Annotated in this window: 9 protein-coding genes; 5 read left to right on the forward strand and 4 right to left on the reverse strand. The window is 64.7% G+C overall.

Annotated features, from left to right (window positions below):
• Positions 1 to 113 precede the first annotated feature (113 nt).
• Complete coding sequence (locus ACZXDY_RS18335; protein ID WP_464346461.1) at positions 114 to 5,984, reverse strand: apolipoprotein A-IV repeat region-like domain-containing protein; 5,871 nt, start codon at positions 5,982 to 5,984, stop codon at positions 114 to 116.
• Positions 5,985 to 6,377: 393 nt separating this feature from the next.
• Between ACZXDY_RS18335 and ACZXDY_RS18340 the strand changes: the two genes are divergently transcribed.
• Complete coding sequence (locus ACZXDY_RS18340; protein WP_028163600.1) at positions 6,378 to 6,767, forward strand: Hpt domain-containing protein; 390 nt, start codon at positions 6,378 to 6,380, stop codon at positions 6,765 to 6,767.
• Positions 6,768 to 6,894: 127 nt separating this feature from the next.
• The gene (locus ACZXDY_RS18345; protein ID WP_028163599.1) at positions 6,895 to 7,215 is read left to right on the forward strand and encodes a 2Fe-2S iron-sulfur cluster-binding protein; all 321 of its coding nucleotides are present in this window, start codon (positions 6,895 to 6,897) and stop codon (positions 7,213 to 7,215) included.
• Positions 7,216 to 7,382: 167 nt separating this feature from the next.
• Here ACZXDY_RS18345 and ACZXDY_RS18350 read toward each other — a convergent pair whose 3' ends face one another.
• Complete coding sequence (locus ACZXDY_RS18350; protein ID WP_028163598.1) at positions 7,383 to 7,838, reverse strand: acyl-CoA thioesterase; 456 nt, start codon at positions 7,836 to 7,838, stop codon at positions 7,383 to 7,385.
• Between the two features lie 162 nt (positions 7,839 to 8,000).
• On the opposite strand from ACZXDY_RS18350, the gene ACZXDY_RS18355 reads away from it, so the two are divergent.
• Entirely contained in the window at positions 8,001 to 9,029 is a 1,029-nt protein-coding gene (locus tag ACZXDY_RS18355; RefSeq protein ID WP_028163597.1) for an NAD(P)/FAD-dependent oxidoreductase, read from the forward strand.
• A gap of 163 nt (positions 9,030 to 9,192) precedes the next feature.
• On the forward strand, positions 9,193 to 9,780 hold the full coding sequence (locus tag ACZXDY_RS18360; RefSeq protein ID WP_028163596.1) for a DUF2147 domain-containing protein: 588 nt from the start codon (positions 9,193 to 9,195) through the stop codon (positions 9,778 to 9,780).
• A gap of 159 nt (positions 9,781 to 9,939) precedes the next feature.
• On the opposite strand, the gene ACZXDY_RS18365 is transcribed toward ACZXDY_RS18360, so the two are convergent.
• Both ACZXDY_RS18365 and ACZXDY_RS18370 read right to left on the reverse strand, forming a co-directional pair.
• Positions 9,940 to 11,880 carry an SGNH/GDSL hydrolase family protein gene (locus ACZXDY_RS18365; protein WP_028163595.1) on the reverse strand — a complete coding sequence of 647 codons (1,941 nt, stop codon included), beginning with the start codon at positions 11,878 to 11,880 and terminating at the stop codon, positions 9,940 to 9,942.
• A gap of 213 nt (positions 11,881 to 12,093) precedes the next feature.
• On the reverse strand, positions 12,094 to 13,179 hold the full coding sequence (locus ACZXDY_RS18370; RefSeq protein ID WP_028163594.1) for a lysylphosphatidylglycerol synthase transmembrane domain-containing protein: 1,086 nt from the start codon (positions 13,177 to 13,179) through the stop codon (positions 12,094 to 12,096).
• A 393-nt stretch (positions 13,180 to 13,572) separates the two neighbouring features.
• Here ACZXDY_RS18370 and ACZXDY_RS18375 point away from each other — a divergent pair, with 393 nt between their 5' ends.
• Entirely contained in the window at positions 13,573 to 14,079 is a 507-nt protein-coding gene (locus ACZXDY_RS18375; protein ID WP_028163593.1) for a YciE/YciF ferroxidase family protein, read from the forward strand.
• Positions 14,080 to 14,242 lie beyond the last annotated feature (163 nt).

Consider the following 14,242-nt stretch of genomic DNA (forward strand, 5'->3'; position numbering starts at 1 on the left):
TATTGTCTCGATGCGAGGTCGTCGTACGTCGACTGGAATCAACTGAATAAGACCAAAACAAAACGGAAGCCCTTCGGCCCCCGTTTCTCTATTCGCCATTCGCTATTCGCGTCTCACCCCAGCCGCCCCGCCGCATGGGCGAGCAGCGTGTACACCAGCCCCGTCTCCGAGGTGAGGTGGTTGCGCAGCGACTGCGGGCCGCGGTCGTCGCGGGCGACTTCGTCGAGCAGCCGCTCGAACTCGGCGATGTAGCGGTCGACCGTCTGCTTGAAGCCGCGGTCGGAGCGGTACTTGCGGGCGACCTCGTCGAAGGCCTTCTGGCCGGCCGGCGTGTAGAGCCGCTTGCTGAACGCCTTGTTCTCGCCGCGCTGGTAGCGATCCCACATCTCAGCCGCAAGGTTGCGGTCCATCAGCCGGCCGATGTCGAGCGACAGCGATTCCAGCGGATTGGCGGCGGCAGCCTGCGGACGGGGACGCGGCGCTTCGCGGGGCGCGGGGGCAGGGGTATCGCTGCGGTTGAGCAGGTCCGACAGCCAGCCGTCCCGGCCGTTGTCCGGGGTCGTCGGGCTGACCGGCGGCGCTTCGGTGCGGCGCGAGGCCGGCGCCGGCACGCCGAGGTCCGGCGGCGGCAGGGCCGATGCGCTGCCATAGTCGCCGCCGCGCATGCGGACATCGCTTGTGCGACCGCCAGCGGCCGCGACCATCACGGTCTCGTCCTGGCGCTGCACGCTGACCCGGCTGTTGGTCGCGACGTCGAGCCCGCGGCCGTGCTGGGCCACGATGCGGTTGAGCTCGGCCAGCGCCTCGATCTGGTCGACGATCACCTTGCGCATCTGCGCGGTGTTCTCCGCGGCCTCCTGGGGCATCTCGAGCACGCCGCGGCGCAGCTCGGTGCGGGTGGCCTCGAGCTCGTTGTGCATCTCGGCCGCCATCTGCTTCATCGACTGCACCATCGCGGAGAATTTCTCCGTCGATTCCTTGAACATCGCATCCGTTTCCTGGGTGCTCTGCTGGTACAGGTCGTTCATAGCGTCGAGCGTCTGTTGCCGCTCGTTCTCGGCCGCGGTGCGCACGGCCTCGAACTGGCGGCTGATCGCCGCAGAGCCGGCGCCGGCGGTCTCCGCCACCACGCGGGCGATGTCGCGGGCGCGCTCCTCGGCCGCGGCGAGCGATTCATCGAGCAGGCCGGTGAAGCGCGACAGCCGCTGGTCGAGATCAGTGGTGCGCAGGTCGATGGTGGTGACCAGCGATTCCAGCGTCGCCTTGCGTTCGGCGATCGAGCCCGTGGTGTTGCGGTTGCTCTGCTCCACCAATGCGGCGGCTTCGACCAACGCGCGGCCGTGGGTGTCGAACTGGGTCGACAGCTCGCCGAGGTCCTCCAGCGCCTTCTGGGTCTTGCTGTTGAACACGGTGAGCTGGTCTTCCAGCGTCTGGGTCGCAATGCCGTTGCGCGAGGTGACGTCGTTCATCGCCGAGACGAAGTCGGCGACGCGGGTCACGAGCGCGCGCTCGAGCGAGTTGAGGTTGTCGTGGGCGCCGGTGAGCACCTCCTGCAAGAGGATGTTGCCCTCGCGCAGCCGCTCGAACAGCGCCACTGTATCCGTGCGCAGGATCTTGCTGGTCTCCTGCATCTCGGTGACGGCGGCAATCGAGACCTGGCGCGACTGGTCGATCGCCGCGCGCGAGGAGTGCTCGAGGTCCTTCAGCGACTTTGCCACCGCGCCGGTCGCAAGATCGCCGGCGGAGGTGATGTTGCGCGCGACTTCGGCGCCGTGGCTCGACATCGTCTGCGCGAAGGTATGGCCGCGCATCTCGATCGACTTCAGCGCGTCCGCGGTGGCGCGGTCGATATCGGTGGCGAGCTGCGCGCTCTTGTTGGTGAGCGCTTCCACCAGCGTGCCGCGCCTGGTGTCGACCATCTGCGCCAGCCGCTCGGCCTGCTGCTGCACATAGGTGACGATCTCGTCGGTCTTGCCGGTCATGGTCGAGCCGAACTGGCTGGAGGCGGCGAGCACCGAACGCTCGATGTCGGCGGATGTCGTCTTGACCTTCGAGGAGACCTCGTTGGCGGCGGCGACCAGCGAACTGTGCGCGTTCTGCGCCGAGGTCTGAATCGTCTCGGTGGTGTTCGCCGTGACGGCAGCGAGCGAGCGCTCGATCTGGACCGAGATGGCCTGGATCTGACCAGCCGCGTCGGCCGAGGTCGACACGAACGAGGTCTGCGCCTCGCGTGCGCTGCTCAGGATGGCCGCGGCAGTGTCGGCGCCGACTGCGGTCAGCGTCCGTTCGATATCGATCGCCAGCGACTTGACGTGGTTGGCTGCCTCCGACGATCCGGTGACCAGCGTGGTCTGAACGTCGCGGGCAGCCGAAGTGATCGACTCCGCGGTGGCCGCGCCAGCCATCGACAGCGAGCGCTGCATGTCTGCGACCAGCGTCGTGACGCTGTTTGCAGCTTCGGTTGATGCGGCAACCAGCGTGTTCTGGGCCTCGCGTGCGCCCGCGGTGACTGACTCCGCGGTAGCAGCGCCGGCCATGGACAGCGAGCGCTGCACGTCAGCGACCAGCGCCTTGACAGTGTTCGCGGCTTCGGTTGACGCGGAAACCAGCGTGTTCTGCGCCTCGCGTGCGCCTGAGGTGATCGACTCCGCGGTCGCCGTGCCGGCCATGGATAGCGAGCGCTGCATGTCGGCAGTCAGCGTCGTGACCGCGTTTGCAGCGTCGGTTGAGGCCGCAACCAGCGAGCTCTGCACGTCGGCGGTTAGCGTTCGTACCAGGTTTGCCGCCTCGGTCGAGGCCGACGTGAGCCTGTTCTGCGCCTCGCGGGCGCTGCTCAGGACTGCCTCGGCCGTCGATGTGCCGGCGGCAGACAGCGAGCGCTCCACATCGACCGAGAGTGCCTTCACCTGGCTGGTGATGTCGGTCGAGGCTGTTGTCAGCGCGCTCTGGGCCTCGCGTGCGCTGGCAACGACTGCTTCCGCCGTCGAGCTACCTGCAAGCGTGAGCGAGCGTTCGACATCGCCCGCCAGCGACTTGATCTGGTTCGTGATGTCGGTCGATGCCGCGATCAGCGTGTTCTGTGCTTCGCGCGCGCCGGCCGTGACGGCTTCGGCTGTGGCGGTGCCGGCGAGCGTCAGCGAGCGCTCGACGTCGACGGCCAGCAACTTGACCTGGCTTGCCGCGTCGGTGGAGGCGCTGACCAGCGCGGTCTGTGCCTCGCGTGCTCCCGACAGGATCGAGGCGGCGGTCGCGCTGCCGACGGTCTGCAGGGTGCGCTCGACATCGGTCGAGAGCGCCTTGACCTGGGAGGCGACCTCGCCGGTCGCCGCCATCAGCGAGGCCTGGGCATCGCGGGCGCTGGACAGGATCGAGCTTGCGGCACCGGAGCCGACCGCGGTCAGCGCAGCCTCCACTTCGCCGGCGGTGAGCTTGAGCTGGGCGCCGACGTCGGAGGAGACCGTCAGCAGCGACTGCTGCGCGGTGCGCGCGCCGGTCTGGATGGTCTCGCTGGTGTTGACCACCAGATTGGTGAGCGAGCGCTCGGCGTCCTCGACATGCGACTTGATGCCGGAGGAGAGCAGTTCAGCGCGCGCCATCAGCTCGTCGCTGGCCTGGCGTCCGCTGCTTTCGATGCGGCCCGCGACCGCCTCGACGCGCGAGCCCAGGAGGTCCTCGAACTGCGCCACGCGGGCGTCGATGTCGCCGGCGATGGCGCCAACGCGGGTCTCGATGCCCTGGTGGATTTCCAGGAACCGGGCCGAGATGGTGTCGGTCAGATGCGCGCTGCGGCCGTCCACGGTTTCGGTGACGCTGGCGATGCGGCGATCGAGCGCCTCGATCGCCTGCGCGGCGCCGTCGGTGAGCGAGGAGGTGAGCAGGCCGAGGCGGGAGTCGATCGACTGGATCGCCTGCGCCGCACCTTCGGTGAGCGAGGTCGAGAGCATGCCGAGCCGGCCATCGATCGTCTGCGTGACCGAGCTGGTGCGAGTGTCGAAAGTCTGTTCCAGCGACTTCAGGCGGCCCTCGATCGACTCGTCGAGCCATTTGAGGCGGCCCTCGAGCGAATTGTCGAGGAAGCCAAGCCGGGTCTCGAGCGAGGCGTTGAGCGTGCCGAGCCGGTTCTCCAGCGAGCTGTCGAGCGTGTTGACGCGGCCGCTCAGCGCACTGTCGAACATGGCGAGCTTGCTGTCGAGCGACGAGTCGAGGCTGCTGACACGGTCGCCGAGCGTGGTCTCGAACTGCAGGAGGCGCTGGTCGAGGGTCGCCGTGATCTCGCCGCTGTTGGAGGTGAGGCGGGTGTCGAAATTGTCGACATAGGTTTTCAGGGTGTTGGCGATGTCCTCGGTGCGCTGGCCCATGCGCTCGACGATCTCGCCGCCGAACGTCTTCACGGTGCGGTCGAATTCCGCGATGTGGCGGGTGATCAGCGCGCCGAGCGTGCCGGAGTCGCGGGCGAACTTCTCCGCCAGTTCCGAGCCCTGGTTTTTCACCAGTTCGTCGAAGGCGCTCATCTGCAGCGAGAGCGAGTCGTGTGCGGTCTCGGTCTGGCTCACCACCCTGGCAACCAGCGAATTGACGGTGACGTCGAGCACTTCGCTCGCCTTGTCGCCGGAGGTGATGATGTGGCTGGCCAGCCGATTGCCGGCCTCGTCGATCTTGGTGACGAGGTCTCCACTGCGCAGCTCGAGCTCGAGCAGGAGCGAGTCGGAGGAATTCTTCAGGGAATCGTGCGCCAGTTCGGTGCGCTCGGAGATGCCCTCGACAACGCTCACGGCGCGCTGCTCGAATTCGCCGGTGATGCGGTCGATGCGCTCGTTCAGCATCTCATGGACGCGGTCGGCGAGATCGACGAATTCGTCGTGGACGTGGCCGGTCTTGAAGTTGAGGCTGCTCGTCAGCCGCTCGGAGGCATCGAGCACCGCGCGCGTGGTCTCGGAGCTGGCTTCCTCGAGCCGGTCGAGCAGGTCGCCGCCGCGCTCGCCGAGCGCGAGGATCATGTTGTCGCCGGCGTGGCTCAACGCCTGGGTGATGTGCTGGCCGCGCTCTTCCAGAGCGCCGGTGATGCTCTTTGCGACCTCGTCGACGCGCGAGGCGATCGCATCCGAGATCAGCGCGATGTCGTGGCGCAGGTCGATCTGCACGCCGGAAATGGCGCTGCGCACCTGCTCGGCCTGTCCGACCAGATTGTCGCGCTGGTGGGCGATGTCCTGCAACAGCGCGCGGATGCGCACCTCGTTGTCGGAATAGGCGCGCTCCAGCGCCGCGACCTCGTTGGCGACCAGCGTCTCGAGCTCGCCGGCGCGCGCGATCGCGCGCTCGATGCCGTCACCCATCGCCGCGACCTCGCGGCGGATCGCCTGTCCGACCGTGACCATGGAATCGCTCGCCGCCCCTTCGGGCTCCGAAAAGCGGATCGCGACCTGCGCCATCGATTGCGCGATCATTCGCATCTCCTGCCCGCGCCAGGCAAGACTCGCGAGGAAGTAGAATAGCAGCACGGGCGCGAGGAACAGGCAGGCGAGGCCTGCCAGCACCAGGACGCCGCCGCTCTGGCCGATCGCGGCCTGCAGCGAGGACAGGAAGCTCACCGTGAGCAGGCCGCAGCCGACCAGCCAGACGCCGGTGAAGATCGACGCAAAGGTGTAGACGTTGCGGGCAGGGCTGCCCTTCTGCAGCGCCTGCAGGAGCTGTCCGATCGCCTCGCGATCGTCATTGGCGGCGCGCCGGGGGCCGCGCTGCTCCTCGATCGGCTCGAACACCGATCGCTCGTTGCCGGGACGTGTTTCGATTGGACGCGTCTCGAACGGGGTTTCGGGGAAGGGCGTGGTCGCAGCAGGGGTCGCGGGCGGCGCGGCTTCGCCGCTACTGGTACTGATCACATCGCGGTTGGGCTCGGCACTGTTCTCACCGATGTTCAGAGCTTCCTGAATGGCAGACAGTGCGACTTCGGTGGGATCTTTCACCTTCTTGGGATTGTTCGCCATGTTAAGTCTGAGCCCTCTCAACTAATACGCGTCGGCGATCTTGCGAATATTGTCCCCCGCAAGCTCGAGCCGTCCCGTCCCCGTAAAGCGGTACGCAAGCACGCCCGTCGGCCGCTTGTCCGCTACATCCGGAAACATCCTATTGGTTGAGCGATGCGAATGAAATGGCCGCGATTAAGACATTCTTAATCATCGTTAACAGGTTTGTGCCATAAGGCCTTATGCTTCCACATAAATCCTGCGAGCTGACGCTCATTGAGGTCCTACTTTGTCTGAAAAAGGGCAAAGTTGAGGCAAATTTGGCCAACGATCCGTTAACTATTTTCGTGATTGGGTGACGCCCAAACGGCCCTACCGAAAAGGAGGTGGTGGCCGGTCCTTAGGATCAGGCCCATGCCGCGTCACCTCGAACGGACCCAATGGATAGCTTCGCCGCCGCTCTCCCCCGGTGACGGCCCGATCGATCTTGCACATCTTGCGCGCATGTCGCTCGGCGACGCCGCTCTTGAGCGCGAGGTGCTTTCGCTGTTCGTGGCGCAGTCGGCCAAGCTGATCGCGGCCCTGGCCACCCTTCCACAGGATGCGCGCGAACTGGCGCACAAGCTGAAGGGATCGGCACGCGCGATCGGCGCTTTCGCTGTCGCGGATGCCGCCGCCGGGCTGGAACATGTCCTGACGAGTGGCATCGAACCGGCGGAGCCGCTGGCGGTGCTCACTGACGCGGTCGCGCGGGCGCGGAACGCGATCGAGGCCATCCTCGGCGACCCTTCAAGCCCGAATTGACCGGCGACAAACTCGCGTCAAAAGGTTTTGCGTGAGGGCACCCGGCCGCTGGCGCTCCCGGGATCGACCCGTTATAGGGACTGCCGGGGACCTCATCCAGATCCGTATTCCGGTAGCACGAGCGATCATGGCCAAGATAACTTATGTCGACCATTCCGGGGAAAGACGCACCATCGAGGTGGAGAACGGCGCGACCGTGATGGAAGGCGCTATCCGCAACGGCGTTCCGGGCATCGAGGCGGAATGCGGCGGCGCCTGCGCTTGTGCGACCTGCCATGTCTATGTCGACGAAGCCTGGCGCGAGAAGGTCGGCGCGCCCACGCCGATGGAAGAGGACATGCTGGATTTCGGTTTCGACGTGCGGCCGAATTCGCGTCTGTCCTGCCAGATCAAGGTCACCGACGACCTTGACGGGCTCGTGGTGACGACGCCGGAACGGCAGGCTTGAAGCATGACCCTCATGGTGAGGAGCGCCGGAGGCGCCTCTCCCGGACGATGCTTCGCATCGCCTTGAGAACCATGAGGCCCCGCCGGTGGCCTCGTCCCTCGAGACGCGCTTCGCGCTCCTCGGGATGAGGAGATAAAGCGGCGTTCGGTTCGAGAGTGTACCCAGTACTAGGCTAGATCAAGGCCGCGGCGGATCCAGGGCTTTAGGTTAGCCTTCACTTCATCAGTCAGCGGAACCGGCTTGCGCGTGGTTTCGTCGATCAGCACCGTCACCGCCTGCGCGGAGGCCACGCATCGACCTTGCGAAAACACCACCTGATCGAACGTCACCGAGGTTCGTCCGAACTTCACGACGCCGAGCCCGAGTTCGATCGTGCCGGGCCAATGCAGCTCAGCGCGGAAATGGGTGTCGAGGCGCACCATGATCCAGGCGAGCCCATCCGGCACCAATCCCTTGCTGGGATCCTTCATCAGCGTGACGCGGCCGGTCTCGAAATAGCTCGCATAGACCGCATTGTTGACGTGCCCATTGGGATCGAGGTCGGCAAAGCGCACATTGTCTGACAGCCGATAGGGATAGTCTTCCAGGCGCGGCGTGGCGTCGGAACGGATCGGGGCATTCACTTGCACAATCTCCAGGTCGTTCGCCACGTTACAGCCTAGTTGTCGAGTTGCGGCAAGGGGTTGCCGCGGCGCTTGCCGCCCCTATTATGGCGTTCCCGATCAGGTCGTCTTGGCTCGGTCGGCAGCCTTCCCATTTCGTACTCAACTGACAAAGAAGCGGATATGAGCGAAGCGATCAAAACCGACGTGTTGATTATCGGCGCAGGTCCCTGCGGACTGTTTGCCGTGTTCGAACTGGGCCTCCTCGACATGAAGACCCATGTGGTCGACATCCTCGACAAGATCGGCGGCCAGTGCGCCGAGCTCTATCCGGAGAAGCCGATCTACGACATTCCCGGCATCCCGCTCGTCACCGGCCAGGGGCTGACGGAGTCGCTGTTGGAGCAGATCAAGCCGTTCCACCCGACCTTCCATCTGAACGAGATGGTTGAAACGATCGAGAAGGTCGGCGATCCCGCCTTCCGCGTGAAGACCGACGCGGGCAAGGTGTTCGAATGCAAGGTGGTGGTGATCGCCGCCGGCGGCGGATCGTTCCAGCCGAAGCGGCCGCCGGTGCCGGGCATCGAGGCCTATGAAGGCAGCTCGGTGTTCTACGCAGTGCGGAAAATGGAGCAGTTCCGCGACCGGAACATCCTGATTGTCGGCGGCGGCGATTCCGCGCTCGACTGGACCCTCAACCTGCACCCAATCGCCAAGCGCATCACGCTATTGCATCGACGCGACGAGTTCCGCGCTGCGCCCCACAGCGTCGAGCAGATGCGTGCGCTCGTTGCCGATGGCAAGATGGACCTGAAGCTCGGCCAGGTCACCGGCCTCGAAGGCGAGGCGGGCAGGCTTGCGGCGGCGACGGTGAAGGGCAACGACAACGCCCTCACGAGGGTCGAGTGCGATACCATGCTGCCGTTCTTCGGGCTCACGATGAAGCTCGGTCCGGTCGCGAACTGGGGCGTGGCACTGGAGAACAATCTGGTGCCTGTCGACACCGCCGCCTTCGAGACCAACGTATCAGGCATTTTCGCGATCGGGGATATCAACACCTATCCCGGCAAGCTGAAGCTGATCCTGTCCGGCTTCCACGAGGGCGCGCTGATGGCGCAGAAGGCGCACCGCTATGTCTATCCCGACAAGCGGCTTGTGTTCCAGTACACGACGTCGTCGTCGAGCCTGCAGAAGAAACTCGGAGTCGGTTGATTCCAATCAACACATGATTGGTCGATTTCAGTCAAAATATCGTCGGTCAGGCCGCGGAGCGGCCGCTGCGGCTATTTGCATCGTTCCGCGCTGCCACTGGAACCTTCCGCGAAATGGCCGTAGTCTTCGCTCATTCGTTTGATGGATTAGTCGGGTGACGACAATGCGGAATTGGCGATTTCGATTTCGGCTGATGGTGCCTGTTATCATGGCCCTCCTGGCGGCCGCCTTGCCGGCGCAGGCGCAGCAACCGTCGGCGGCGGGCTTGTGGCAGAAGGTCGAGGACGGCAAGCCCGTGATCTGGGTGCTGTTCGTCGACCATAACGGCGTCTTCGAAGGCATCATGGCGAAGACGTTCCCGAAGCCCGGCGAGCCGGTCACCGAAGCCTGTACGAAATGCACCGACGACCGCAAGAACGCGCCATTGCTGGGCATTCCCTTCATCCGCAACATGAAGCGCAACGGATTGAAGTACGAGGAAGGCAACGTGCTCGATCCGCGCGACGGCAGTATCTACAAGGCCAAGATGAGCGTCAGTCCCGACGGCAAGGAATTGACGATGCGCGGCTACATCGGCATCTCGCTGTTCGGCAAGGACGAGGTCTGGTACCGCCTGCCTGATACGGCGATCGCGCAACTCGATCCCGCCATCGTCGCGAAATATCTGCCGGCTCAGGCGGCGGCGATGAAGCCGCCGCCACCCGCGGCAACGAAGAAGAACGTCGGTCCCGCCGGCACGCCTTCGCGTTAGTCAACACTGACTTCACCTCTCCCGCTTGCGGGAGAGGTCGGCGCACAGCGCCGGGTGAGGGCTCTCTCCACACGTAGAGTCTTGATCGCGGAGGCACTCTCACCCCAGCCCTCTCCCGCAAGCGGGAGAGGGAGCGCAGTATCCACTCAGCATCGCGTACTAGCGCCCGCCGATCGGCTGCACCGGTTCGGAGATCACCTCGCCCACGCCGACGTCGAGTCGCAGCACTCCGGCCGCCGTGGGAACGGCGGCGTCCGCCATCGCGGCATGGCCTTCGGCGGTCGGATGCACCGCGCCGCCGTAGACGGCCGACAGCAGGCCCCAGGTCGCATCATGGATGTCCGAAGGCTGCATCGAGGATGGCAGCGCCTGCGGATAGGTCATCGCGGTGAAGTAGCTGTCATTGGCGTCGCGAATCCAGCGGGCGCGCGGCAGGTAGGCGCGATATTCCGAGGCGCTGCGGCCGCATAGCATCGGCTGGCTGGCGGCGGTGACGATGTCAGGATCGAAGCTCTCGCCATTGGCCGCAAAGCATTGCCGGTCGAACTCCGGATCGGTGGCGGCGCGCGCGCAGAAGCCATGCATCGCGAACGCGTCCTGATGGGCGTCGACGAAGGTCATGCGGTCGGCACGCGGATTACGACAGAGGACGCCTGACTGGCAAAGCGCCAGCGCCTTCAAGGCCGGAAGGAATTCGTCCTGCACATAGCCGACCACCGGACCAAGCCGCTGCGGCGCGGCATTGAAGGAGGGATGGATGTCGAAGCCGGCGCGGCCGCCGGGGCAGGGGACACCGCCCTCCGACAGCCCCGGGTTGGCATAGGCCGTATAGATCACGCGCGAAAGATCGCCGCCGACGAGCGGCCTTAGCGCCTCGCGCAGCTTGGCAAAGGATTGCGGCAATGTGCGTCGCAGGGCATCGCGGGAATCGTCGACAGACGCCATGACGCCACCGCGCCGGAACAGCGCGCGCTCTGTCCCGGCATCGACGATCACATTGGCGACGAGGCCGGAGAAGTAGATATCGTTGGCACCGATCGAGAGCAGGAGCAGGTCGAGCTGTCGATCCGGCTGGCGGCGCTTGGCTGCCGCGAGCGCATCGCGCAATTCGGCGAGCTGGCCGTTGACGCTGCCCGAGCAGGTGTTGCCCGATTTGCTCGGCAGGCACTCGCGGGCCTGCTGTGAGCCGAACAGCCCGTCATTGATGGTTGCGCCCGTGCAGGCGAGCGGCAGGTAGGTCACGGCGATGTGCGGGTAGTTCACCGCGAGCGCGAGCGCGGTGCGGGTCTGGTAGCTGTAGAGCGAGCGGTGGCAGGCCGCGTTGAACCACAGCGCGCTGTGCTTCTGCCATACCGAGAGGAAGTCCGGTGCTTCGCAGGCGCGTCCGCCTTTGTAGCCGGCCCGGCTCGGCCGGTAATATTGCTCGCCCGCGGTGCCGAGATAGGAGCGGAAGCAGAAGCCTTCTTCCGCCAGCGCAATCGGACGGTCCGGATTGCCCTCGCCGGAGGCGATGCTGTCGCCGAGCCCTGCGATGAAGATGTCGCGCACGGCGATCTCGGTGGAAACGCGCTGGGCCGGATCCGAACCCGCGGAGACGTCGACGGTCGCCATGGTCGTGCGGCCGTAGCGGACGCGCAGGTTCACCGGTTCGGCGCAGTCGAAGGCGGAGGTCTGCGGCCCGTCGCCATCGTCGAACGACCAGGCGCAGGTGGCGCCGACCGGAATCAGCCCGACCAATCGCACCGTGATCGGGTGATCTGTTGGCGTCAGGTAGCTTTCCTTGACGTTGTCGCGGGTACAGGGCTCGTTGACGCGGCCGGCGAGGTCGATGCAGAGCCGGTTGACGGTGTTGCGCGCCCAGCCGCGGCCGTCGCTCTGCAATTCCAGCGCCTGCTCGGCGGCGAGCACGCTGCGGCCGCGCCCGGCTTCGGTCTGCAGCAGGAAGTCGCGCTCCTCGCGGAACAGGCGAAAGCGGTTGCGGACTTCCCACGAGATCTGCAGCGGCTGTTGGGCCGCGGTCTGCGCTTCGGCCGATTGGCTCAGTAGCGCGACCGCCAGCAGCGCGGCGGAAACGATCGAACGGAACAGAATTTTGACCATGGCGCGTTTGACGGCATCGGTGGGGCAGAAATAAGAGAGCCGCGCCGAATTAGCCAGAAAGAATAACGCGCCGAGATCATGATCCGATTGGACGGAATCGGATTGTGATCTCATCTCTCTGTTTGAGCATGATCTCCGCGCAAACGCTTCGCGTTTGTCGCGAGGGAAAACCGGTTCCCACCTTTCCGGATCATGCTCCAGATAACGTCGCTGTTACCGTTTCAGGTGCTTGATCCGTGGCCGGCTCTCAACCGATTGCCGCACGGTAACCTCGGCGGTCTCCGCTCTGAAAGGCGGATCATTGAGCTTGCGCCGCCTGAGCCACGGCTGCACCACGTTAAGCCACAGCTCGCGCATCCCCATGATCGAGATCGAGATGCCGAAGGGGATCAGGAAGTACAGGATGCGGAACACGACCAGCGTGGCCAGCAACTGCTCCTTGGAGAAGTCCGGCAGCGCCACCAGCATCGCGGCGTCGAACACGCCGATCGATCCCGGCGCGTGGCTCGCGAAGCCGAGCAGGGTGGCCAGGATGAACACCACGGCCAGCGAGACGAAATCGATATAGGGCTCGGTCGGCATCAACAGATACATCGCGAGCGCGCAGAAACCGAGGTCGACGACCCCGATCAGGATTTGCACCAGCGTCAGCTTCGCGGACGGTAATACCACCTTCCAGCCGTTCTGGCCGAGCTCGCGGCGGCCGGTGCCGGTCACGAGCCAGACCAGATAGGCGCCGATGCCGGCAAGGCAGCCCACTCCGATCAGCCGGTTCATGGCTTCCGGCAACAGGTCCATCGAGGACGCCGCTCCGGGGTGCCAGACCATGCCGATCCCGAGCACGAACAGATTGCCGAGCCAGAAGGTCAGGCCGGAGAGGAAGCAGATCTTGGCGACATCGATCGCGGTCAGGCCGTAGTCCGAATAAATGCGAAAGCGGATCGCGCCGCCGGTGAAGACGGTGGCGCCGATATTGTGACCAATGGTGTAGCTGGTGAAGCTGGACAGCGCCGCGATGCGGTAGGGGATGTGGGTCTTGCCAATGGTTCGCAGCGCGAAGAAGTCGTAAAAGGTTAACGTGCAGAAGGCACCGACCACGCACAGCGCGGCAAGCGCAATGCGGTGCGGGGCGATCTCGGTCAACGCCGTCAGGACCAGGGCGGTATCGACGCCCTTCAAGGTCCGCACCAGATGAGTCACCGCTAAGACGATAATGATGACGCTCGCGGCGATCCCCAGCCGTTTCCAGCCGATCTTTTCCTTGAAGCCACGCCCAAGCGCGGTCAGCAGCCGATGCATTCGTCCTCCCGGCGGGGCGGCATTCTAAAGAAGGCCCGTTACATGGTCACATGGGATAACGGGTGACGGTCAAACGCACCGTGCCCCAGCACCCATAAGGCAAAACGGCAGATTTGTGCAGCCCTTGACAAGCCACGCGTCCGCCTTCGTTCGTGATTTCTGTCATACGCGGTACATATGTCTGGGTATTGGAAAATGTGAGTCGCCGCTGGCGGTCCCGTCGGTTCAATTTCGTCGCAGCGTTCCGCTGTTCCGTCCCCGGTTCTTGCCGTTTCGCCGGAACGTCTGTCCATCCAGCCTGTTAGCGCAGGTATCAGCAACCAGAACATGGCCTTTTGCGGGGGACGACAAGGTGGGCGCGCGCCATGTTCCCAGAACCAAGGGATACGCGCAATGGGACTCTTCAGTAAAGACATCAAGAGCATGAATGACTTGTTCGTGCACCAATTGCAGGACATCTATTACGCCGAGCAACAACTTGTGAAAGCGCTGCCGAAGATGGCCAAAAAGGCCTCCGATCCGCAGCTCAAACAGGGATTTCTGACCCACCTGGATGAAACCAAAACGCATGTGCAGAGACTGGAGCAGGTATTCCAGATGCATGGCGCCCAAGTGAAGGCGGTCGATTGCCCGGCGATCGACGGCATCATCGAGGAAGCCGACGACGTGGCCGGCGAGGTGGATGACAAGAACGTGCTCGACGCCGCGCTGATCAACGCCGCACAGGCCGCCGAGCATTATGAGATCGCCCGCTACGGCAGTCTGATCGCCTGGGCACGGCAGCTCGGCCGCAACGACTGCGCTTCCATCCTGCAGAAGACGCTGGATGAGGAAAAAACCACCGACAAGAAGCTGACCTCGATCGCCGAAGGCAAGGTCAATCTCAGGGCGGCGAGCTAGATCACGATCCGGCCACGTTTGACTGGGCTGCAGCTCATCAGAGTGTGATTTTCGGGCTAACGTCTGGCTCATCGGGCGAAATCCGGTTCCGGTGGGTCCGGACCGCCCCCGGCATTTCGGAAATTGAGGCAAAAAGCCGCGCCGGAATAATCCGGTGCGGCTT

Source organism: Bradyrhizobium sp. LeoB3 (assembly GCF_055456055.1).